Annotated in this window: 15 protein-coding genes; 11 read left to right on the plus strand and 4 right to left on the minus strand. The window is 69.1% G+C overall.

The genetic code is table 11. The annotated features are described in order from the left end of the window. Both ACE3T2_RS02820 and ACE3T2_RS02825 read left to right on the plus strand, forming a co-directional pair. The gene (locus ACE3T2_RS02820) at nt 1-933 is read left to right on the plus strand and encodes a glycosyltransferase family 2 protein (RefSeq protein ID WP_374654476.1); all 933 of its coding nucleotides are present in this window, start codon (nt 1-3) and stop codon (nt 931-933) included. Next, complete coding sequence (locus tag ACE3T2_RS02825) at nt 930-1,844, plus strand: hypothetical protein (protein ID WP_374654478.1); 915 nt, start codon at nt 930-932, stop codon at nt 1,842-1,844. Before ACE3T2_RS02820 ends, ACE3T2_RS02825 begins: the two co-directional genes overlap by 4 nt. A 67-nt stretch (nt 1,845-1,911) precedes the next feature. On the opposite strand, the gene ACE3T2_RS02830 is transcribed toward ACE3T2_RS02825, so the two are convergent. Both ACE3T2_RS02830 and ACE3T2_RS02835 read right to left on the minus strand, forming a co-directional pair. After that, nucleotides 1,912-3,195, minus strand: a complete 1,284-nt coding sequence (locus ACE3T2_RS02830) for an MFS transporter (RefSeq protein ID WP_374654480.1) — start codon at nt 3,193-3,195, stop codon at nt 1,912-1,914. Then, nucleotides 3,174-3,722, minus strand: coding sequence for a hypothetical protein (locus tag ACE3T2_RS02835; RefSeq protein ID WP_374654482.1), 549 nt, complete (start codon nt 3,720-3,722; stop codon nt 3,174-3,176). Before ACE3T2_RS02835 ends, ACE3T2_RS02830 begins: the two co-directional genes overlap by 22 nt. A 124-nt stretch (nt 3,723-3,846) precedes the next feature. Between ACE3T2_RS02835 and ACE3T2_RS02840 the strand changes: the two genes are divergently transcribed. From ACE3T2_RS02840 to ACE3T2_RS02855, 4 genes are all read left to right on the plus strand, one after another. Next, nucleotides 3,847-4,746, plus strand: coding sequence for a LysR family transcriptional regulator (locus ACE3T2_RS02840; RefSeq protein ID WP_374654484.1), 900 nt, complete (start codon nt 3,847-3,849; stop codon nt 4,744-4,746). A 127-nt stretch (nt 4,747-4,873) separates the two neighbouring features. Continuing rightward, nucleotides 4,874-6,046, plus strand: a complete 1,173-nt coding sequence (locus ACE3T2_RS02845) for an acetyl-CoA C-acetyltransferase (RefSeq protein WP_374654486.1) — start codon at nt 4,874-4,876, stop codon at nt 6,044-6,046. A gap of 17 nt (nt 6,047-6,063) precedes the next feature. Continuing rightward, nucleotides 6,064-6,756, plus strand: coding sequence for an SDR family NAD(P)-dependent oxidoreductase (locus tag ACE3T2_RS02850; RefSeq protein ID WP_374654488.1), 693 nt, complete (start codon nt 6,064-6,066; stop codon nt 6,754-6,756). Nucleotides 6,757-6,880: 124 nt separating this feature from the next. Continuing rightward, entirely contained in the window at nt 6,881-9,430 is a 2,550-nt protein-coding gene (locus ACE3T2_RS02855; protein ID WP_374654490.1) for a TonB-dependent receptor, read from the plus strand. Here the strand turns inward: ACE3T2_RS02855 and ACE3T2_RS02860 are convergent. Continuing rightward, on the minus strand, nt 9,427-10,752 hold the full coding sequence (locus ACE3T2_RS02860; RefSeq protein ID WP_374654492.1) for a sorbosone dehydrogenase family protein: 1,326 nt from the start codon (nt 10,750-10,752) through the stop codon (nt 9,427-9,429). The genes ACE3T2_RS02855 and ACE3T2_RS02860 overlap by 4 nt on opposite strands. Before the next feature lie 176 nt (nt 10,753-10,928). On the opposite strand from ACE3T2_RS02860, the gene ACE3T2_RS02865 reads away from it, so the two are divergent. The 3 genes from ACE3T2_RS02865 to ACE3T2_RS02875 all read left to right on the plus strand — a co-directional run bounded on the left by ACE3T2_RS02865 (nt 10,929) and on the right by ACE3T2_RS02875 (nt 15,856). Then, nucleotides 10,929-13,139, plus strand: a complete 2,211-nt coding sequence (locus ACE3T2_RS02865; protein WP_374654494.1) for a beta-glucosidase — start codon at nt 10,929-10,931, stop codon at nt 13,137-13,139. A 52-nt stretch (nt 13,140-13,191) separates the two neighbouring features. Then, nucleotides 13,192-14,763: a carboxylesterase/lipase family protein gene (locus ACE3T2_RS02870; protein WP_374654496.1), complete on the plus strand. Its 1,572-nt coding sequence runs from the start codon at nt 13,192-13,194 to the stop codon at nt 14,761-14,763. A 73-nt stretch (nt 14,764-14,836) separates the two neighbouring features. Continuing rightward, on the plus strand, nt 14,837-15,856 hold the full coding sequence (locus ACE3T2_RS02875) for a LacI family DNA-binding transcriptional regulator (RefSeq protein WP_374654498.1): 1,020 nt from the start codon (nt 14,837-14,839) through the stop codon (nt 15,854-15,856). On the opposite strand, the gene ACE3T2_RS02880 is transcribed toward ACE3T2_RS02875, so the two are convergent. Beyond that, nucleotides 15,853-16,863, minus strand: a complete 1,011-nt coding sequence (locus ACE3T2_RS02880; RefSeq protein ID WP_374654500.1) for a LacI family DNA-binding transcriptional regulator — start codon at nt 16,861-16,863, stop codon at nt 15,853-15,855. The genes ACE3T2_RS02875 and ACE3T2_RS02880 overlap by 4 nt on opposite strands. Before the next feature lie 233 nt (nt 16,864-17,096). Here ACE3T2_RS02880 and ACE3T2_RS02885 point away from each other — a divergent pair, with 233 nt between their 5' ends. Both ACE3T2_RS02885 and ACE3T2_RS02890 read left to right on the plus strand, forming a co-directional pair. Then, nucleotides 17,097-19,295, plus strand: coding sequence for a TonB-dependent receptor (locus ACE3T2_RS02885; RefSeq protein WP_374654502.1), 2,199 nt, complete (start codon nt 17,097-17,099; stop codon nt 19,293-19,295). Between the two features lie 129 nt (nt 19,296-19,424). Next, complete coding sequence (locus tag ACE3T2_RS02890) at nt 19,425-21,566, plus strand: TonB-dependent receptor (protein WP_374654504.1); 2,142 nt, start codon at nt 19,425-19,427, stop codon at nt 21,564-21,566. Nucleotides 21,567-21,578: the final 12 nt, after the last annotated feature.

A 21,578-nucleotide genomic window follows, 5' to 3' on the forward strand; every position in this document is an offset into this window, starting at 1 on the left:
ATGGCGACCCCGCGCGTCAGCCTGGTCATCCCGACCCAGCGGCGGCCCCATGGGCTCGCCGTGGCTGCGCGCTCGACGTTCCGCCAGACTGGCGTGGACGTCTCTGATCTCGAGCTGGTCGTGGTCGACAACGATCAGGCGCCGTCGGCCCAGGCCCTGACCCAGGACCTGGCGGCCGAGGCGCCGTTCCCCGTCGTCTATGTCCACGAGCCGGAGCCCGGCGTCGCCAACGCCCGCAACACGGCCCTGTCGCGCGCCCGCGGCGCCTTCATCGCCTTCCTCGACGACGACGAGGAAGCGCCGGAGGGCTGGCTCGCCGCCCTGCTGGCCGCCCAGGCCAAGTACGCCGCCGACGTGGTCTTCGGCCCGGTTCGCGGCCGCGCGCCCGGCGAGATCGTCCGCCACAGGCCCTATCTGGAACGCTTCTTCTCGCGCGAAGGCCCGGACGACGCCGGCGTCATCGACCATCACTACGGCTGCGGCGACAGCCTGATCCGCCGCGCCGCCATGCCGGACCCGGATCGCCCCTTCGCCGCCTTCCGCAACTATATCGGCGGCGAGGACGACTACCTGTTCGCCCAGATGCGCGAGGCTGGCGCCGTCTTCGCCTGGGAGCCCGCCGCCTGGGTGTGGGAGGATCCCGTCCCCTCGCGCCTGACCCTGCGCTATACGATCCCGCGCGCCTTCGCCTATGGCCAGGGACCCTCGGCCGCCTGCGCCGCCGCCAGCCCGCCCGACCGCCTCGGCGTCGCCGGCTGGATGGCCCAGGGCCTGGTCCAGGCGGGCCTGTTCGGCGCCCTGGCCGGCTTCAAGTGGCTGGTCCGCGCCCCCGATTTCGCCTTCACCCTCGACCGGGCCGCCCGCGGCCTCGGCAAGACCCTGTGGTGGGGGCCGTTCAAGATTCAGTTCTATGGCTTGAGGGCCGGAGCATGAGCATCATCACCGACTGGACGCCGGAAAAGGCCAAGGCCTTCACCCGCGAAAACCTCTTCTTCCAGCACGGCCTGCACGAGCGGCCTATGTTCGACGACGCCGGTCTCGAACAGCTGCTCGACCGCTACCCGCGCGAGAAGCTGGGCGTCTTCACCATGGGCGAGGACCCCGTCGCCTGGACCACCTGGCGCAAGGGCTCGGCCGGCGCCATGACCGGCTCCAAGCTGTTGGAGGCCGCCCAGGCCGGCCGCATCTGGCTGAACCTGCGCGCCACCAACCACTACCTCCCGGAATATGCGGCGCTGGGCGATGAGATCTTCGCCGACAAGCTGGCCCATTCCGGCCGCAAGACGTTCAAGCACGACCTCGGCATGCTGATCTCGTCGGCCAACGCCCAGGTCTTCTACCACCTCGACGTCGCCCTGGTGTCGCTGTGGCAGCTCCGCGGCCAGAAGCGGGTCTGGGTCTATCCGGTCGACGATCCCTATGTCGGCCAGGAGACCCTGGAGCGGATCGTCCTGCGCGAGACCGCCGAGCAGTTCACCTTCGACCCGACCTGGGACAGGGGGGCGGAGGTCTACGACCTGACGCCGGGCACGATGGTCACCTGGGCCCAGAACGCGCCGCACCGGATCGAGAACGGACCGATGCTCAATGTCTCGCTGTCCATCGAGTTCATGACCCCGGCCGCCCTGATGCGCGCCAACGTCATCTACGCCAACGGCGTCCTGCGCCGCCGGGCCGGGATGCGGCCCAGGGTGCAGGACGGCTTCACGCCGGCCGGCCTCGGCAAGGTCGCGCTCGCCCGCGCCGCCAAGGCCTTGAAGCTCCAGACCCCGCACGAGCGGGTCCTGCCCGTGACCTTCCAGCTCGACGCCCGCCGTCCCGGCGCGCTGCTGCCGGCGGCCTAGGCCGTCGTCACCCTCCGGCCCGACCTGCGCGCGCTGACACCCGCCGCAGCCAGGGCCAGCAAGGCCCCTAGCCACAGCGCCGCGCAGTCTGGCCAAGCATTGCGGCGACGACGACGGCGCCTGCCGACTGCCCGGTCAGGCGGGCGAGGCCCTGCATGGCGCCTGCCGCACCGCTTCGCGCGGCGGGGGCGGCCAGCAGCATGTTGCGATTGTTGGGTGTCTGGAAGAGACCGAAGCCCGCGCCGGACAGGGCCAGCGCTAGGATGAGAAGCCCAGCGTTCGCGCCGGCCGTCAGGGCCGTCGCGGCGAGTCCAGCGGCCAGGAGGGCGGCTCCCCAGGCACAGACCACGCGATTGGAGAAGTGATCCGCGAGGCGGCCGCTGACCGCTGCGGCCGCCGCGACACCCAGCGGCCAGATCGTCAGGTAGAGCCCGGCCCGGCGGGCCGCCAGGCCGAGGCTGTCTTGGAGCAGGAAGGGCAGGGCCACCAAGCCGGCCGTCTGTCCCGAGAAGCACAGTATGGAGGCAAGCACCGCCCCGCCGAAGCGCCGATCTTCGAACAGATCGAAGGGCGCCATGGGAGCTGCCTTCGGCCGTTCACGACAGACCAGCGCGATCAGGCAGGCGACCCCCACCAGGGCGGCCAGCGCCGAGAACCCAGCATCGCGCCTGATCGCGCCGGCTGCGATCACCACCAGCGAGAAGGCGCCGCCGTTCAGGAGAATGCTGATCGGATCGACCGGCTGGGCGGACTTGCCGCCTTTCGGCAAAGCCGCCGCCAGGCCCATGACCGCGACCGACACCGGCAGGTTGGCCGCGAACAACCACCGCCAGCCGGCTTGGTCCAGCATCAAGGCCGCCAGACCCGGCGCGGCGGCGGCGGAAAAGGCGACCGTCAGCGCGTTCCAGCCGATCGCTCGCGAGAGCCGTTCCGGCGCCAGCACCATGCGCAGCAGCGCGATCCCAAGCGCCATGACCGCGCCGGCTCCCAGGCCCTGCAGGCACCGCGCGACGACCAGCCAAGCCAGGGCCGGCGCCAGCATTGCGCCAGCCGAGCCAAGGGCGAACAAGGCGACGCCGACGACGAAGACCCGTCGGTGGCCGAACCGTGCGCCCATCGCTCCGCTCGGCAGCAGGGCGACGGCGACGGCGGCCTGATAGGCGGTGACGACGAGAAGGCTCTGGGCCGCTGTGACCCCCAGCGCCCTGGCGAGGGCGGGCGCGGCGAAGCCGGCGCGGCCCGCGTCCATCACGACCATGCTCATCGCCGTCAATACCGCCGCGACGGGCAGGGCGCCGGCAGCGGGGCGCTCGCTGGCGGCCGCGGCGCTCATCGCCGCGGCGCGGTCCACGCGCCCCCCCCCACGACAAAGCGGGTCATCCGCCCGGCTTCCCTGTCCTCGACCTTCAGGTCGCGCTCGGTGAAGCGGAACAGAAGGGTGCGTGGGGCGCTGCATCGAGTATCGTGGACGTCTCCAGGCAGATAGGCCTGCGCCTGCCCGGCCGCGAGTTGGGTCGCGTCCCGCTTCACCAGCCGCAACTCGTCGTCGGAGGCGGCGATGGCGGCATAGGTTCCGACTTCGATCGCCCCGCTCTGGGTTCCATAGACGACCCAGCTTCGCCCATGATCGTGGGGCGGGCGGTACAGACCGTTGTGCTCGGTATGCGCCAGCAGGATGAAGCCATGGTCGGGATCGCGATACAGTTCGCGCGAGGCCGGCCCGCTCTCAAGCAGTTCCGCTAGCCAGGGTTCGGCCGGATCGGCGGCCAGCAAGGCGGTCATGTGGTCGCGGCATTGCGCCACGACGCTACTGGAGATGGGGGCCCAGCATGCCCGCACGCGGGCGATGAAGGTTTCCAAGGCGTTGGGCTGGGTCATGGGACGTCGGGCTCCTTGATCATTGGAGCCAGGCTAAGATTCGTATCGGCATGGCGGAACGCGCAGGGTTTGCATTCTATTCGTGCGCCTGACGCCATATATCGGCAGGAGAGAAGGAGCGCGCATGTCCCGGCCGGACCTGAACCTGCTGACGACGCTGGCCGTCTTGCTCGACGAGGGGAGCGTCGCTGCGGCGTCTCGTCGCCTCAGGCTCAGCCCGTCGGCGATGAGCCGCGCCCTCGCCCGTCTTCGCGAAACGACCGGCGACCCGCTGCTCGTCCGTGCAGGGCGCGGCCTGGTTCCCACGCCCCGCGCTATCGCCTTGCGCGACGAGGTGCGCCGCATCGCTGAGGAGGCCGAGGCGGTGCTGCGTCCCGAGCGCGTGCTGGACGTGTCCGCCCTTGACCGCGCCTTCACCCTGCGGACCAGCGACGGTTTCGTGGAGCGCTTCGGCCCTGCGCTGCTGGCCAAGGTTCGTTCCGAGGCGCCCGGCGTGCGCCTCAACTTTCTACAGAAGGCGGACAAGGACAGCACGCCGCTGCGCGACGGCCGCATCGACCTTGAAACCGGGGTCGTGGAGGCCTCGCTCGGCCCGGAGGTGCGCACCCAGGCCCTGTTCGGCGACAGGCTGTTGGGCGTGGTGCGCGCAGGGCATCGACTGTCGCAAGGCAAGGTCGATGTCGCCGGTTATGTCGAAGCGAGTCACGTCGTGGTTTCCCGCAGCGGGTTCGAGGAACACGCCGTCGATCTTCCTTTTCTGCCGCCGATGCCGGCGCGCCGGATCGCCAGTCTGGTCGGGGGCTTCGCCGCGGCGCTGGCCCTGGCGCGATCCTCCGATCTCGTCGCCACCGTGCCCGATCTGCACACGCGCGGCCTGCGGGACGGCCTCGCCAGTTTCCCGATCCCCGGCGCGGCAGGCTTCACCGTCTCGATGCTCTGGCACCCGCGCCAGGACGCCGACCCCGCGCACCGCTGGCTGCGGGGCTGCGTTCGCGCCGCCTGCGCCGGCGCCGCGGGCGCCTGAGGCGAGGCCTCACACGGCGTCAGTCGCCCCCTTCACGCGCACGTAAACCCCATTGGCTTACGCTGCGTCGCGCTCCTAAATGACTCCCCGACGCGCGACGGACGCGCAGGACAACGGGAGCGAAACCATGGGCGAAGCCTATATCGTCGCAGCGACGCGCACCGCCGGCGGGCGCAAGGGCGGCAAGCTGAAAGACTGGCATCCGGTCGATCTGGGCGCGGTCGTTCTCAACGACATCATCGCCCGCACCGGCGCCGATCCGGCCCTGGTCGAGGACGTGGTCATGGGCTGCGTCGGTCAGGTCGGCGAGCAGGCGATCAACGTCGCGCGCAACGCCGTGCTCGCCTCCAAGTTGCCGGAAAGCGTGCCGGCCACCAGCGTCGACCGCCAGTGCGGCTCCTCGCAACAGGCCCTGCAGTTTGCCGCCCAGGCGGTGATGAGCGGCACCATGGACGTAGTGATCGCCGCGGGCGTCGAGAGCATGACCCGCGTGCCGATGGGCCTGTCGGCCGCCCTGCCGGCCCAGAACGGCTTCGGCAACTACATGAGCCCGCGGATGAAGGAGCGCTATCCGAACATCCAGTTCAGCCAGTTCATGGGCGCCGAGATGGTCGCCAAGAAGTACGGCCTGACCAAGGACGAGATCGACCAGTACAGCTACGAGTCCCACCAGCGCGCGATCGCCGCGACGCAAGCCGGCCATTTCAAGAACGAGATCGTCGGGGTCGAGGTCGTCGACGCCGAGGGTAACAAGGTCCTGCACACCGTCGATGAAGGCATCCGCTTCGACGCCAGCCTCGACGGCATCAAGGGCGTGAAGCTGCTGGCCGAGGGCGGCGCCCTGACCGCCGCCTCGTCCAGCCAGATCTGCGACGGCGCCTCGGCGGTGATGGTCGTCTCGGAAAAAGGCCTGAAGGAACTGGGCGTGAAGCCGCTGGCCCGCATCCACCACCTGTCGCTGCTGGGCCACGACCCGGTGATCATGCTGGAAGCCCCGCTGCCGGCGTCTGAACGCGCCCTGAAGCGCGCCGGCATGAGCGTCGACGACATCGACCTGTTCGAAGTCAACGAAGCCTTCGGTTCGGTCCCGGTCGCCTACATGAAGCAACTGGGCGTCAGCCGCGACAAGATCAACGTCAACGGCGGCGCCATCGCGCTCGGCCACCCGCTCGGCGCCTCGGGCACCAAGCTGATGGCGACCCTGCTGAACGCCCTCGAACAGCGCGGCGGCCGCTACGGATTGCAGACGATGTGCGAAGGCGGTGGTATGGCCAACGTCACCATCGTCGAGCGACTCTGAAACCGTAAGGACTGCCCATGGCCGGACGCATCTTCGCAATCACAGGTGCGTCCGGGATCTTGGGAACGGCGGTGGCCAGGGCCGCCGCCGCCTCCGGAGCGCGCGTCGCCCTGATCGACTACGCGCCCAGCGCCGCCGTCGCCGCCGAGCTGGGCGGCGAGACTTTCTTCCAAGGTAATGTCGACCTGACCGACGCCGTCGCCGCGGGCGCGGCGATCGACGCCGTCGCCGAACGTTTCGGCGGCCTCGACGCCTTGGTCAACGTGGCCGGCGGCTTCCGCTGGGAGACGCTGGAGGCCGGGTCCTGGGAAACCTGGCACGCCATGTTCCGGATGAACGTGCTGACCGCGACCAACGCCAGCCGCTCGGCCATCCCGCATCTGAAGCGCAGCGGCTCGGGCCGCATCGTCAACATCGGCGCCAATGGCGCGGTGAAGGCTTCGGCCGGCATGGGCGCCTATGCGGCCTCGAAAGCCGGGGTCCACAAGCTGACCGAAGCCCTGTCGGACGAACTCAAGGCCGACGGCGTGACCGTCAACGCCGTCCTGCCCTCGATCATCGACACCCCGACCAACCGGGCCGACATGCCGAAGGCCGACTTCGCCGCCTGGGTGTCGCCGCAGGACCTGGCCGCCGCCATCCTCTTCCTGGCCTCGGAAGAGGCGAGGGCGATCACCGGCGCGCTGCTGCCGGTGACGGGCCGCGTCTGAGGCTCTCGAACCCCCGGCGCCTCACGACAATCTGAGCCGCCGCCCGGCCAAGCTTCATGACTCCGTCACCGACGCTGGCTACGCGCGGAGCCAGCGCGCCGCTCCCAGGCGCCAGGGGATAGTCATGCATAAGTTCACGACGCGGCTGCTGGCCGCGGCGAGCGCCTTTGCGCTCATCGGCGGGGCCGCTCACGCCCAGGACGCCGTCATCGAGGAGATCGTCGTCACCGCCCAGAAGCGCGAGCAGCAGGCGCTGGACGTGCCGATGTCGCTCAGCGCCTATTCGGCCCAGCGGCTGGAGGACCTGGGCGTCCAGGACTTCGCCGACCTGTCGCTGTTCACCCCCGGCTTCGAGGTGCAGGAGCAGTCGCCGAACAATCCGGGCTTCGTGGTCCGCGGCGTGACCTCGGACGAGACCAACGCCTATTCCGAAGCCCGCGTCTCGGTGTTCCAGGACGGTGTGTCGATCTCCAAGGCCCAGGGCTCCTATGTCGAACTATTCGACCTGGAGCGCGTAGAGGTCGCCAAGGGGCCGCAGTCGACCCTGTTCGGCCGCGGCGCGCTGATCGGCGGCGTCAACATTATCCAGAAGAAGGCCGATCCTTCGGCTTTTGGCGGCTACCTCAAGGGCGAGGCCGGCAACTTCGGCAGCTTCCTGGGCGAGGGGGCGGTAAACCTGCCGATGAGCGAGGCTTTCGCCCTCAGGGTCGCGGGGCGCTTCAGGCAGCGCGAAGGCTATGTGGACAACGCTTTGGGCGGCGACGCCTTCCAATCGGTGGACAGCTGGGCGGGCCGCATCGCCGCCCATTTCAGCCCCAGCGAGCGCCTGAGCGCCGATTTCATCGTGAATTATCAACATGATGAGCCTACCGGCACGGCGTTCAGATCCGGCCGATTGGCGCCGACCGATCCGACGACCGCCAAGGTGCTGGCCGGCATGGGCGCGCGCGATCCGGCGGCGCTGAAGGCTTCGCTGGGCTTCCAGAACGGCCGCGCCCTGGGCGTCGACCGCACGGTCTGGGGCGTCACGGGCCTGGTGAACTACGACCTGACCGAGGACCTCACGCTTTCGTCGATCACCGCCTTCCGCCGCTTCGAGAGCGACGAAGTCTTTGATCCCGATGGGATTTCCCTGCCGCTGCTGACCGGCCTCAACAGCGCGGTCGGCAAGCAGTGGAGCCAGGAGTTCCGCCTGAACTACGACGCCGGCGGCCGGGTCCGCGGCTTCGTCGGCGCCGGCTTCTTCCACGAGAAGGGCCGCCAGCGCCTGCCGCTGCAGTTCGACGAGCGCATCGCCCTGGCCCAGGTGGCCGGCCAGATCAACGGCGCGGCCGCGGGCCTCGGCCTGCCCGTCACGACCCCGGCGCCGCTCGCCCTGTTCGACAACACCGCCTTCACCGGCGCGCTGATCCGCGGCCTCGTCGCCCAGCAGAGCGGCAACCGCCTCATCCTCTCGCCGGCCCAGGCCCAGGCCATCGCGGCGAACCTGCGCGCAAGCCACGTCGAGGAAGCTTTCAACACCAACAGCCTGGATTCGTTCGACATCTTCGCCGACGTCTCCTTCGATGTGACTGAGAATTTCGAGGTCTCGGCCGGCCTGCGCTACACCCGCGACGACAAGTCGACCGGTTTCGCCTCGCGCGTCGTCGGCGGCCGCAGCGTGCTGGGCGGCGCCATCGGCGCAGCGGGCCTGGCGGCGACCGGTACGGCCCAGGGCCTGGCCCAGGCCAACGCGATCATCGCGGCCCTGCAGAGCCCGCTGGTCCAGTTCATCCCCGACAGCCAGCTCCCGATGTTCGGGCTGACCTTCCAGCCGACCTCGGCCAACGCGACCATCGTGGAACGCGACCTGGAGGACTCCGGCTTCACCTGGCGTTTGGTCGGTCGCTACAAGCTCTCGGACGACGCCAACGTCTATGCGTCCTATGCCAGGGGGCGTCTGCCCGAGGTGCTGGCCGCGTCCAGCCCCGGCGCGCCCTATGGTGCGGCCCGCTTCGCCGCCGTCGAATCCGAGACCGTCGACAGCTACGAGATCGGCGCCAAGGCGGCCCTGTTCGAGCGCCGTCTGCGCCTCGACGGTTCAGTTTATTTCTATGATTACAGCAACTTCCAGACCGTCGAGCAGCAGGGCACGCTGTTCGTCGTGACCAACGCCGGCAAGGCCAAGGCCTATGGCTTCGAGGGCCAGGCCGAGCTGGCGGTGATGCGCGGCCTCGACCTCTACGCGACCTACGCCTACAGCCACGCCCGCTTCGACGGCGGGGCCTATGACGGTAACCGCTTCCGCCTCTCGCCCGACCACAGCCTCTCGATCGCCGCGAACTGGAGCTTCGATGCTGCCGGCGGCCGGGTCTCGGTCCGGCCCAGCTACACCTGGCAGAGCAAGGTGTTCTTCGGCAACGACAACGACCGCGCGGTCTTCCAGCAGCCGCCGGCCGCTCTGGTCGCCGACAACATCCAGGACGAGGTCCAGAAGGCCTATGGCCTGGCCAACCTGCGCGTCTCCTGGAGCGCCGACAGCCAGCCGCTGACGCTGGAAGCCTTCGTGAGCAACATCACCGACGAGGACTATCTGATCGATGCGGGCAACACCGGCGACAACCTCGGCCTGCCGACCTTCGTCGCCGGCCCGCCGCGGATGTGGGGCGTCGGCCTGACCTGGAAGTTCGACTAGCGGGGCGCCGGCGCCGGCGGGGCTTCCGCCGGCGTCACCCGCCAGACCGCCTTGCCGACGTCGTCTGCGACCAGCAGGGCGCCGGCCCGGTCGACGGCGACGCCGACCGGGCGGCCCTGCGCCTCGTCCTTCGCATTCAGGAAGCCGCTCAGGAAAACCTCGGGCTGGCCGCTGGGCTTGCCGTTGGCGAACGGCACGAACACCACGCGATAGCCGCTGGGCGGACGGCGGTTCCATGAGCCGTGCTGGCCGATGAAGACCCCGCCCTTGTAGCGGGCCGGGAACAGGTCGCCCCGGTAGAAGACCAGACCCAGCGAGGCGGTATGCGCCCCCAGCGCATAGTCCGGCTTGATCGCCTTGGCGACCATGTCCGGCCGCTGCGGCTTGACCCGTTCGTCCACGTTCTGGCCGAAATAGCTGTAGGGCCAGCCGTAGAAGGCCCCGTCCTGCAGGCCGGTCATGTAGTCGGGCACGAGGTCGTCGCCCAGCATGTCCCGCTCGTTCACCGCCGTCCAAGGCGTTCCCGTCGCCGGTTCGAAGTCGAGGCCGTTCGGGTTGCGCAGGCCGGAGGCGTAAACCCGCAGCGGGCCCGACGGCAGGGGATAGACCATCACCGCGGCGCGGTTCGTCTCGTTCTCAATGCCGTTCTCGGCGGCGTTGGAGTTCGAGCCCACTGTCGCGAACAATCGCGTGCCGTCGGGGCTCGCCACCACGTTCTTGGTCCAGTGGTGATTGATCGGACCACCCGGCAGGTCGAATACCTTCGCGCCCGTCCCGGCGACGCTGGTCTGGCCGTCGGAGTAGGGAAAGGCGACCACCCCGTCGTCATTGGCGACATAGAGCTTGCCGCCGGCCAGGGTCATGCCGAACGGCCGCGTCAGGCCCTGGGCGAAAGTGGTCCTGGTCTCGGCCACGCCGTCGCCGTCGGCATCGCGCAGCAGGGTGATGCGGTTCGGGCTGGGCATGGCCGCCCCGGCCTTCTTCTGTAGCATGTTGGCGATCCAGTCCTGGATCCCCTTGGCGGGCTTGGCCTCCGACGAGGCTTCCGAGACCAGCACGTCGCCGTTCGGCAGCACCAGCAGCCAGCGGGGATGGGCCAGGCCTCCCGCGTACCGCGTGACCTTGAAGCCGGGGGGCGCGACAGGCGCGCCCCCCGGGGGCCAGCCCACCGCCTGGCGCGCGTTGAGCGTCGGGATCAGGCTCGATTTCGGCGAGGGCAGTTCAGGGCTCTCGCCGAAGCCGGCGAACGGCTGCGGAGACCCCTGCGCGCAGGCCGTCAGCAGCAGCGTGGCGGCGGTCGCAAAGACCAGGTTGGAACGCATCGAAGCTCTCCTTGCCGAGGGGAAACGCATGAGGCGCCTGAAGCGACGACTGCGGCTGCGCGGGCGGTCGGCAGCCTAGAGCGTTTGACGCGACGTCACATACGGTTCTCCGATCAAGATGATTGACAACGTTATCAGGGCGCGCCAACCATCCGCCAACAACGATGGGGGAAACCATGGTGGAAGGTCGTCTGCGCCGACGCGGTGCAATGCTTGCGGCCGCTTCGGCGCTTGTCCTGGCCGGATCGGCGGGAGCGCAGGACCCGTCCGCCGACCGGCGGGCGGCGCAGACCGTCGGGGCCATGACCCTCGATGAGAAGCTGACCCTGGTGCACGGCTATTTCGGCGCCTCGATCAAGGGCGCGCCGCCGCCGCTCAACACCGCGCCTCCGAAGGAAGCGATCGGCTCGGCCGGCTATGTACCCGGCGTTCCACGGCTGGGCGTGCCGGCGCTGCAGGAGAGCGACGCGAGCCTCGGTGTCGCCAACGGCGGCCAGTTGCGACCCGGCGACCAGGCGACCGCGCTGCCCTCGGGCCTGGCCACCGCCTCGACCTGGAATCCAGATCTTGCCCGCGTCGGCGGCGCGATGATCGGCGAGGAGGCGCACGCCAAGGGGTTCAACGTCCTGCTGGCGGGCGGCGTGAACCTGGCCCGCGACCCCCGCAATGGCCGCAACTTCGAGTATCTGGGCGAAGACACCCTGCTGGCCGGCGTCATGGCCGGGGAGTCGATCGCCGGGGTCCAGAGCCGCCACGTCATCTCGACGGTCAAGCACTTCGCGGTCAACGACCAGGAGACCGGCCGCATGACGCTCTCCTCGGACATCTCCGAGAAGGCCATGCGCGAGACCGACCTGCTGGCCTTCCAGATCGCCATCGAGCGCGGCCAACCCGGTTCGGTCATGTGCGCCTACAACCGCATCAACGGCGACTACGCCTGCGAGCATGATTTCCTGCTGAACAAGGTGCTGAAGGGCGACTGGGGCTATCGCGGCTGGGTGATGAGCGACTGGGGCGGGGTGCATTCCACCGTCAAGGCGGCGCTCGGCGGCCTGGACCAGCAGTCGGCCCACACCCTCGACAAGGCCGACTATTTCGGCGCGCCGCTGAAGGCCGCGGTCGAGAAGGGCGAGGTGCCGATGGCGCGCCTGGACGACATGGCCCGTCGTATCGTGCGCAGCATGTACGCCGCGGGGATCGACCAGCATCCACCGGTCAAGCGCGACATCGACCGCCAGACGCACGCCGCCGTCGCCCAGCAGGTGGCTGAGGAGGGGATCGTCCTCCTGAAGAACCAGGGCGGCCTGCTGCCGCTGGCTGCAGAAGCCAAGTCGATCGCCGTGATCGGCGCCCACGCTGATGTCGGCGTTCTGTCGGGCGCTGGTTCTTCCCAGGTGATCTCGTACGGCGGCTCGGGCCACGAGGAGCCTGGGACGGGGCCGTTCGGCGGTCTCTTCAAGATCGTCTACCACGGCTCTTCGCCGCTGAAGGCCATCGCGGCTGCTGCGCCGGCGGCGAAGGTCAGCTTCTCGAGCGGCCAGGATGTGGCCGCCGCGGTCGCCGCCGCCAAGGACGCGGACGTCGCCATCGTCTTCGCCCAGCAGTGGCAGACGGAAATCCAGGACGCCCCGAGCCTGTCGTTGCCCGATGGTCAGGACGCCTTGATCGCCGCCGTGGCCGCCGCCAACCCGCGGACTATCGTGGTGCTGGAGACCGGCAACCCGGTGCTGATGCCGTGGCTTGACGAGGTCGGGGCCGTGCTGGAGGCCTGGTATCCTGGTCAGCGCGGCGGCGAGGCCGTCGCGAACGTACTGTTTGGAAAGGTCAATCCGTCCGGCAAGCTGCCGATCTCCTTTCCGGCAGGCGAGGATCAGCTGCCGCGTCCGAGGATCCCCGGCTCGGACCTGAAGCTCAGCCTCTTCGGCGGGAACGACCCGCTGTTCAGCGTGGCCTATCCCGAGGGTTCGGAGGTCGGCTATCGCGGCTTTGCGGCCCGCGGCCAGACCCCGCTGTTCCCGTTCGGCCACGGGCTCTCCTACACCACCTTCGGCTATGGCGATTTGCGGGTCGGTGGCGGCGAGACATTGAAGGTCAGTTTCACCCTGACCAACACCGGCCAGCGCGCCGGCCAGGAAATCGCCCAGGTCTATGCGACCCCGCCTGGCGGCCAGCGGCGTCTGGTCGGATGGAAAAAGGTGGCCTTGAAGCCGGGCGAGAGCGCGCGCGTCGAGGTCGCCGCCGACCGCCGGCTGCTGGCCCAGTACGATGTCACCGCGCCCGGCTGGCGGCTCGCGGCCGGCGACTATGTTGTCGAGGCCGGGGCCAGTTCGGCGGACCTGAAGCTCAAGGGCGGGGCGAAGGTGAGCGCCGCCCAGCTCAAGCCCTAGATCACAATCATAAAATCCGCCCAGCCATGCGCCGGGCAGGGGAGGAAAGACCATGAACGGTAAGATCGGCGCGCTCGGCGCGGCCCTGGCCCTGGGACTGTCGGGCGCGGCCCACGCGGGCGACGTGGTGAAGGTCGAAAGCGGCCAACTCCAGGGCGTGGCCAAGGACGGAGTGATGGCCTTCAAGGGCGTGCCCTACGCGGCCGCGCCGGTCGGTGATCTGCGCTGGCGTCCGCCCCAGCCCGCGGCCAGGTGGTCTGGGATCCGTTCGGCCGCGGAATATGGCCATGACTGTGCGCAGAAGCCGTTCCCCAGCGATGCGGCCCCGCTCGGCACGGCCCCGGCCGAGGACTGCCTGGTGCTCAACGTCTGGCGGCCCGCCGATGCGCCCGTGAACGCCAAGCTGCCGGTGATGGTCTGGATCTACGGCGGCGGCTTCGTGAACGGCGGCTCCTCGCCCGACGTCTATTCCGGCCACCAGTTCGCCAGGCAGGGCGTAGTCCTGGTCAGCTTCAACTACCGGCTGGGCCGCTTCGGCTTTTTCGCCCACCCAGCGCTGAGCAAGGAAAGCCCGAAGGGGCCGCTCGGCAACTATGGCTTTATGGATCAGATCGCGGCGCTGAAGTGGGTGCAGCGGAACATCGCGGCCTTCGGCGGCGATCCTGGCAATGTCACGATCTTCGGCGAGTCGGCGGGCGGCTTCTCGGTGCATACGCTGATGACGACACCGGCCGCCAAGGGACTGTTCCACAAGGCGATCGTCGAGTCCGGCGGTGGACGCGGCAACATCACGCCCGGGCGGCGCGTCAGCGGTCAGGCGCCGGGCGGCCCGCCCTCGGGCGAGCAGGTGGGCCTGGCCTTCGCCAAGAGCGTCGGGATCGAGGGCGAGGACGCGGCCGCCCTGGCCGCGCTGCGCAAGCTGCCGGCTGACACGATCGTCTCTGGCCTCAACATGATGACCATGTTCACCCCGACCTATGCCGGCCCTATGGTCGACGGCCAGATCGTGGTGGACGAGCCGGGCCGGATCTACGCGGCCGGCGGCGGGGCCGCCGTGCCGCTGATGGTCGGCGCCAACAGCATGGACATCGGCTTCTCGACGGCCAAGACGCTGGACGAAGTCTACGCCCCGTTCGGGCCGGAGCGCCGAGCCCAGGCCGAGCAGGCGTTTGACCCCAGGGGCGGCAAGGATGTCCGCGCCGTCGGCGCCCTGGTGGCCAGCGACACCATGATGGTCGAGCCGGCCCGGTTTGCAGCCAAGGCCTGGTCCAAGGCCGGACGGCCGGTCTACGCTTTCCGCTTCTCCTACGTCGCCGAGTCCATGCGCAGCCAGTGGCCGGGCGCGCCGCACGCGACCGAAATCCCGTTCGTCTTCGACACCGTTGCGGCCAAGTACGGAACCGCCCTGACGCCGGCGGACGCCCGGACGGCCGCTCTCGCCAACGCCTATTGGGCCGCCTTCGCCAAGACGGGGAACCCGAACGGCGCCGGCCGGCCGGACTGGCCGCTCTACGAGCCGGCGGGGGACCAGATCCTCGACTTCGCCAACGACGGCGCTCAGGCGGGAGCCGATCCGTGGAAGGCGCGGCTCGACCTGGTCGAGCAAGCGGCGGGCGGAAAGTAGAGAATCCGCGCTATATCTGCCCCTTAGAGCCGCCGGTTGAGATGGCTTGCCGGCGGACGGAGGACGCGAGCGCGTGACGACGACGATCAAGGACGTGGCCGCCCGCGCGGGACTGTCGGTCATGACGGTCTCGCGCGTGCTGAACGGCGAGCGTCACGTCAGTGCGGAGGCCAAGGCCAAGGTCGAGGCTGCGATTGAGGCGCTGGGCTATCGGCGCAATGTCTTCGCTCGCGGTCTGCCGGGCTCGCGCTCCTTCCTGCTCTGCATGCTGATCCCTGAGATGATTCCGGCCTATGCGGCCGAGTTCCAGCAGGGGGCGGTCGAGTACTGCCGAGCCAAGGGCTACCATCTGGTGGTCCAGCCCTATCGCGCCAACGACGAGGCGGCGGCTGACGCCGTGGCCACCGCCCTCGCCAGCGTACGCCCGGACGGCTTCCTGTTGACCCCGCCGCTGACGGACCACGCGCCGGTGCTCGAGGCCCTGGAGCGGGCGAAGGTCGCCTATGTGCGGCTGGCGCCGACATTTGACGTGGAGCGGACCTCGTCGATCGCCCTCGACGAGGTGGAGGCCGCGCGCCAGATGACCCTGGCTCTCCTCGATCTCGGCCACCGGCGGATCGGCTTCATCGGTGGGCCGGCGGATCACGGCGCCTCGCAATGGCGCCTGGCCGGCTATCGGAAGGCCCTGGAGGAGCGGGAACTCGCCCTCGATCCTGCCCTGGTCGTGGAGGGCCTCTTCCTGTTCGAAAGCGGGGAGGCGGGGGGCGCGTCGCTGCTTCGCCTGCCGGATCGGCCTACGGCGATCTTCGCCGGCAATGACGAAACGGCGCTGGGCGTCATGGCCGCCGCCCATCGGCTTGGTCTCTCCATTCCTGGCGATCTGTCGGTGGCCGGTTTCGACGACAGCGAGATCGCCCAGCTCGCATGGCCTCAACTGACCACGGTGCGCCAACCGATCCAGGCCATGGCCGCGGCTGCGGCGGAGCTGGTCATCGCCATGGCCGCCGCCCGGATGCCGAAGATCGAGCATCGGCGCCTGCCCTTCGAACTGGTGTTCCGCGGCTCCACTGCGCCGCCGAAGGTGCTCGCCTAGGCGGCGATGCGCGCCGTCGAGGCGCGGACCCGGATCTCGAAGGCCAGCTTGCGGGCGCGATCTTCCACGACCTCCCCAGCGGCCATGGCGATCAGCATGTCGGCGGCGACCGCGCACATCTCGTCGATCGGCTGGCGTGCGGTGGTGAGCTGCGGCCAGCTCATCTGGGCTGCGCGCGTGTCGTCGAAGCCGGCCACCGACAGATCGCCGGGGATGGAGAGGTCGAACTCTCGGGCTGCGGCCATGACGCCCAACGCCATCTTGTCGTTGGCCGCGAAGATCGCCGTCGGCCGGGCCGGCGCCGACAGCAGGCGGCGGCCCGCTTCGATGCCCGACTCGAAGGTGAAGTAGCCCTGGGCGATCGCCGTCGCCGGCTGGCCGGCTTCGCGCATAGCCGCCTCGAACCCGGACAGCCGCATGTGCGAGGCGCCGTGGTCCGGATGGCCCTGCACGAAGCCGATGGCGTGGTGGCCCAGGTCGAGCAGATGGCGCGTCAGGGCGTGCGCCGCCTCGGTGTCGTCGATATAGACGCAGGGGCCCTGGTCGCGGGCCGCGACCGGCGCGATGCGGACATGCGGCACGCCCAGCCGGTCGAGCGCCTCCAGAGCCTCGGCGTCGTCGCTGATCGGCGGGGTGAGGATCACCCCGTCCAGGCGCAGGCTGGCGATGATCTGCTCGATCTGGCGGCCGATGCCCGCTTGGCTGTCCACCGGCTCGATCGCCAGATGGTAGCCCACGTCTCGGCAGCGGAGCAGAGCGCCGATTTCGCCTTCAGTGACATAGCTGTAGTTCGGATTGTCGTAGAGGAAGCCGATCAGTCGCGAGCGCGCGCCGATCAGTCCGCGGGCCGCGATATTGGGGCGGTAGTCCAGCTCGGCGGCGGCGGCCAGCACGCGGTCGCGGACCTCCTTGCGGACATGCGGCTCGCCGTTCAGCACGCGCGACACCGTCTTGAACGAGACCTCGGCTCGCGTGGCTACGTCCTTGATCGTCGGCTGGCGGGTCAATCTCGGCTCCAGGGGGCGGTGGAAGGTTCCGCGCTTCGTCGGCCGCCGCAAGCGCCGCGATCCGTCTTGAGCGGCCTCGATCAGATGTAATTGATTTCAATCGGGGCCGATAACGTTGTCAGATTCATGTTGACAACGTTACCTGTCGTTGTCCACCGTGACGGTCGATCCGGGGAATCCCGGGCGTAACAAGATCGGCCGGCGCTACAGATCCGGCCGCGGAGGGGGAAACGATGGCCACCAGGTCGCTTCTGGTTGCGAGCGCGGCTGCGCAGGTCCTGCTCTTCGCAGGCGCCGCCCACGCCCAGTCCAATATCGAGATCGAGGAAGTCGTGGTCACCGCGCAAAGGCGCGAGGAGACAGCCCAGCGCACGCCGCTCGCGATCACTGCGCTGTCGTCCGACCAACTCGTCAAGCAGGGGGTGCGCACGGTCACTGACCTGACCAACGTGGTCCCGGGCGTGCAGATCGGTTCGACCGGCGGCTCGGTCGAGATCGCCGTCCGCGGCATCGGCAGCACCAACAACACCGAGGTCGGCGATCCGGCGGTGGCCTTCAACGTCGACGGCGTCTACCTGGCGCGGCCACGTTCGGCGGCGGGCCTGTTCTTCGACCTCGACCGGATGGAAGTGCTGCGCGGGCCACAGGGCACGCTCTACGGCCGCAACGCCACCGCCGGCAGCATCAACGTCATCACCAAGAAGCCGACCAGCGAATACGAGGCCAACGCCCAGCTCGAGCTCGGCAACTTCCAGCTCGTACGCACCAGCGGCGCGGTCAACCTGCCGATCTCGGAGAAGGTGAGAGTGCGCGCCGCCTTTCAGGCCTCCAAGCGCGACGGCTACACCTCCAACGGCCTCAGCGACTACAACGACGAGGACGCCAAGGCGGTGCGCCTGCACGTCCAGCTGCGGCCGACCGAGGACTTCGTCCTGACGCTCAGCGGCGACTACTTCCGAAACGACTATACCGGCACGGCCAATGCGCCGCTGGGCCAGTACGCCGGGCCGGGCGATCCCTACACCTTCCCGATCTCGGTCGCCGGGCGCAGCAAGCAGCAGAATTACGGCGTCACCGCCCAGGCCGACTGGAACGTTCCGTTCGGGGTGCTGACCTATCTGGGGGCGATCCGCAACGACACCGTCCGCACCCTGGCCGGTTCTGGCCGCAACTACGCCTACGGAACGCCGCGCCCGGCGAGCCGCTGCGAGCCGACCCTCGGCGTCCAGTGCAACACCGTCTACTTCACCTCCGACGAGCGCCAGGAGACGCACGAACTGCGGCTGGGCGACTCCGAAGGCGCCTTCAAGTGGGTGGCCGGGCTCTACTACTTCGAAGAGAAGAACGACGTCTACGCCAACGTCTTCCCGGCGGTGGCCTTCGTTCAGCCCAACACCTACGCCGACTCCAAGGCGGTGTTCGCGCAAGGCACCTACAGCTTTAACGAGGCTCTGCGCGCCACGGTCGGTCTGCGCTACACCCGCGACCACAAGGGGCGCACCGGCGGCACATATGTCGGGCTGAACAGCGACGGCGTGTGCCAGCTGCCTGGCGGCGTCAACAAGCCGTTCTTCGGCGCGCCTCCCGGATGCCTGCTGTACGGCAACGTCGCCGATTTCGAGTGGGAGTCCACCGACTACAAGTTCGGCGTCGAGTACGACCTGACCCCGACTTCGCTGCTCTACGCCTCGGTCGCCTCGGGCTACAAGGCCGGCGGCTACGGCGACGGCCTGCCGCCACTGAACAACAAGTACGAGCCCGAGAAGCTGCGCTCGTTCGAGGTCGGCGCGAAGAACCGCCTGTTCGACAACCGTGCACAGCTCAACGCCTCGGCCTTCTACTACGACTACCGGGACTTCCAGGTGACGGGCACCGGCGTCGTGGCGGGCCAACCCTCGGCGGTCACCGTCAACGCCGAGAAGGCCACGCTCTATGGCGTGGAGCTGGAAGGTACGTTCCTGCTGAGCCAGGCCGATCGCATCGACGCCTCGCTGGCCTATCTGCACGCCGAGTACGAGGACTTCACCCTGCCGGCGGGCGATGCGTTCTTTCCAGGGTTCGCCAACTATTCGGGCCTGACGCTGGCCAAGTCGCCCGAGTGGACCTTCAACCTCGGCTACCAGCACACCTGGGACCTGGCCGAGCACGGCCGCCTGACCGCCCGCATCCAGACCCACTACGAGAGCAGCAAGAACCTCGACTACCACAACTTCGCGGTCACCGATCAGGACGCCTACACCAAGACCGACATCATGCTGACCTACGATGCGCCGGGCGATCGCTGGAGCGCGATGGTCTACGGCCGCAACCTCGAGGACGAGGAGGTGCTGGTCCAGGCCAGCCCGGACGCCCAGAACGCCAACCGGTTGGGGGGCAGCGGCGCCTATGCGCCGCCGCGCCTCTACGGCGTGCAACTTTCGGCTCGCTTCTAGGAAGCCAGGCGAGGCTCTCGTCCTTCGGGGCGGGGGCGCTTCAAGGCCGCGCGTACCGGCGGCTCTCCTTCAACAACCAATGGACGGTCCGGACCGACGTAGTCCGGGTCGCGGGGGAAGACGACTATGATGCGTAAGCTTTCGTGGATGGCCGGGGCCGCGGTCCTGGTCATGGCCGGCGCCGCCCAGGCGCAGTCCGACGTCCAGGTCGAGGAGGTGGTGGTCACCGCGCAGAAGCGCGAGGGCACCGTCCAGGACACGCCCCTGGCCGTCAGCGCCATCAGCGGCGACGTGCTGCAGCAGCAGAACGTGGTCGACGCCGGCGACCTGACCGGCAAGGTGCCCAACCTCAACATCGGCCAGGCCGGCAACGAGGTGATCATCTCGATCCGCGGGGTCAGCTCGGCTGGCGTGGTGCCCCAGCGCGACCCCTCGGTGGCCTTCCACCTCGATGGCGTCTACCTGCCGCGTCCCTCGGGCGCCAACTCGGTGTTCTACGACGTAGAGCGGGTCGAGGTGCTGCGCGGGCCCCAGGGCACGCTCTGGGGTCGCAACGCCACCGCCGGCAGCCTGAACATCATCACCCGCAAGCCCGTCGACCGGTTCGAGGCGGCCGGCGAACTGCTGGTCGGCGACTATTCGCGCGTCACCGCCCAGGGCATGTACAACTTCCCGATCGCCGAGGGCCTGATGGCTGCGCGCGCGGCCTTCATCGTCAACCGCCGCGATGGCTACCAGGAGAACGCGACCCCCGGCATGCCGGACCTCGGCGACGCGAAGGAAGTCGCCGGCCGCGTGCACCTGCTGATCACCCCGGGCGAGCGCCTGCGCCTGTTGTTGTCGGCCGACTACTACCACGCCGGCGGGGCAGGGACCGGCAGCGTGCTGATCGGCAATGGCCCGGTCAGCTACATCGCCTCGGGCCGCAGTTTACCCTATCGCGCCGAGACCAACACCCCCGGCCACGTGAACAACAAGATCTGGGGCTTCACCGCCGAGACCACCTATTCGCTGGATGCGCTCGACCTGGTGGCGGTCACCTCGTACCGCGGCGATGACCAGGAGGTGACCAGCGACAGCGACGGCACCGCCACCGGAACCCAGACCACCTACTACTTCAACAACAACCGCACCTTCTCGCAGGAGCTGCGGGCCGCTTCGTCGGGCGACGGGCCGCTGAAGTACATTCTGGGCGCCTACTACATCAAGGAAACCAACGACGATAACCTCTACCAGTACACCAACGTCGCGCGGACCACGGGCGTCATGCTGGTGCGGCCCGACCGCTTCGCCGAGTCCTGGGCCGCGTTCGGGCAGGTCGATTTCGACGTCACCGACAGCCTGACCGTCTTCGCCGGTCTTCGCTATTCCGAGGATCGCAAGGGCAACCCGGTCGGCATCACCCGGCCGATCGGCACGACCGTGAACACCTTCCGTCCGGACGCCGGCTCCTGGGCCAAGACCACCTGGCGGCTCGGGGCCGACTGGGAGATCACCCCTGACAACATGATCTACGGAAGCGTCAGCACCGGCTACAAGGCCGGCGGCTTCTCCAGCAACCGCAACTTCGGCCCCGAGACCCTCACGGCCTACGAAATCGGGTCCAAGAACTACTTCTTCGGCCGCCGCCTGCTCGCCAACCTCTCGGCGTTCTCCTACGACTACAAGGACCTGCAGGTCGTCTCGCTGGCTCCGGACGAGGCCGGGGTTGTCCGCGCCCTGACCACCAACGCCGGTGTCTCGACCGTCTGGGGGATCGAGTTCGAAGGCCGCGCGCGGATCACCGAGGCGCTCAGCATCGACGCTTCGTTCGGCTACCTGGACGCCAAGTTCGACAAGTATGTCGGCGCCATCGACCCGCTTTACGGGACCGCCCACGACCTGTCGGGCAACACCCTGCCGCGGGCGCCGAAGTGGAACGGCAACCTCGGCGTCAGCTATTCCATGCAGCTGGCGTCGGGCTCGCTGACCGCGCGCGCCTCGGTCCGCTACCAGTCCAAGGTCTACTTCACCGAATTCAACGACCGGCGGGTCACGGTCGGCGGGGTGGCGCTCAATCCCTACGCCCAGGCCAGCCAGGACGCCTACACCTCCACCGACCTCAGCCTGCGCTACCAGGCCGATGACGGCTGGTACGTCGAGGCCTTCGCCGACAACCTCGAGGACGAAGCCGTGCTGCTCTCGGTCAGCACCGACTCCGCCCGCAACTTCTTCGGCAGTTACGGCCCGCCCCGCACCGTCGGGATCAAGGCCGGCTTCAAGCTGCACTGAGGGGAGGAGCCG

Origin of the sequence: Phenylobacterium sp. (assembly GCF_041919955.1) — a bacterium.
In the GTDB taxonomy this organism is placed as follows: domain Bacteria; phylum Pseudomonadota; class Alphaproteobacteria; order Caulobacterales; family Caulobacteraceae; genus Phenylobacterium.

Excerpts from the sequence above, each read along its gene's own strand:
- ACE3T2_RS02820 (WP_374654476.1), top strand. The coding sequence starts at position 1 with ATGGCGACCCCGCGCGTCAGCCTGGTCATCCCGACCCAGCGGCGGCCC.
- ACE3T2_RS02825 (WP_374654478.1), top strand. The coding sequence starts at position 930 with ATGAGCATCATCACCGACTGGACGCCGGAAAAGGCCAAGGCCTTCACC.
- ACE3T2_RS02835 (WP_374654482.1), bottom strand. The coding sequence starts at position 3,722 with ATGACCCAGCCCAACGCCTTGGAAACCTTCATCGCCCGCGTGCGGGCA.
- ACE3T2_RS02840 (WP_374654484.1), top strand. The coding sequence starts at position 3,847 with ATGTCCCGGCCGGACCTGAACCTGCTGACGACGCTGGCCGTCTTGCTC.
- ACE3T2_RS02845 (WP_374654486.1), top strand. The coding sequence starts at position 4,874 with ATGGGCGAAGCCTATATCGTCGCAGCGACGCGCACCGCCGGCGGGCGC.
- ACE3T2_RS02850 (WP_374654488.1), top strand. The coding sequence starts at position 6,064 with ATGGCCGGACGCATCTTCGCAATCACAGGTGCGTCCGGGATCTTGGGA.
- ACE3T2_RS02855 (WP_374654490.1), top strand. The coding sequence starts at position 6,881 with ATGCATAAGTTCACGACGCGGCTGCTGGCCGCGGCGAGCGCCTTTGCG.
- ACE3T2_RS02860 (WP_374654492.1), bottom strand. The coding sequence starts at position 10,752 with ATGCGTTCCAACCTGGTCTTTGCGACCGCCGCCACGCTGCTGCTGACG.
- ACE3T2_RS02865 (WP_374654494.1), top strand. The coding sequence starts at position 10,929 with ATGGTGGAAGGTCGTCTGCGCCGACGCGGTGCAATGCTTGCGGCCGCT.
- ACE3T2_RS02870 (WP_374654496.1), top strand. The coding sequence starts at position 13,192 with ATGAACGGTAAGATCGGCGCGCTCGGCGCGGCCCTGGCCCTGGGACTG.
- ACE3T2_RS02885 (WP_374654502.1), top strand. The coding sequence starts at position 17,097 with ATGGCCACCAGGTCGCTTCTGGTTGCGAGCGCGGCTGCGCAGGTCCTG.
- ACE3T2_RS02890 (WP_374654504.1), top strand. The coding sequence starts at position 19,425 with ATGCGTAAGCTTTCGTGGATGGCCGGGGCCGCGGTCCTGGTCATGGCC.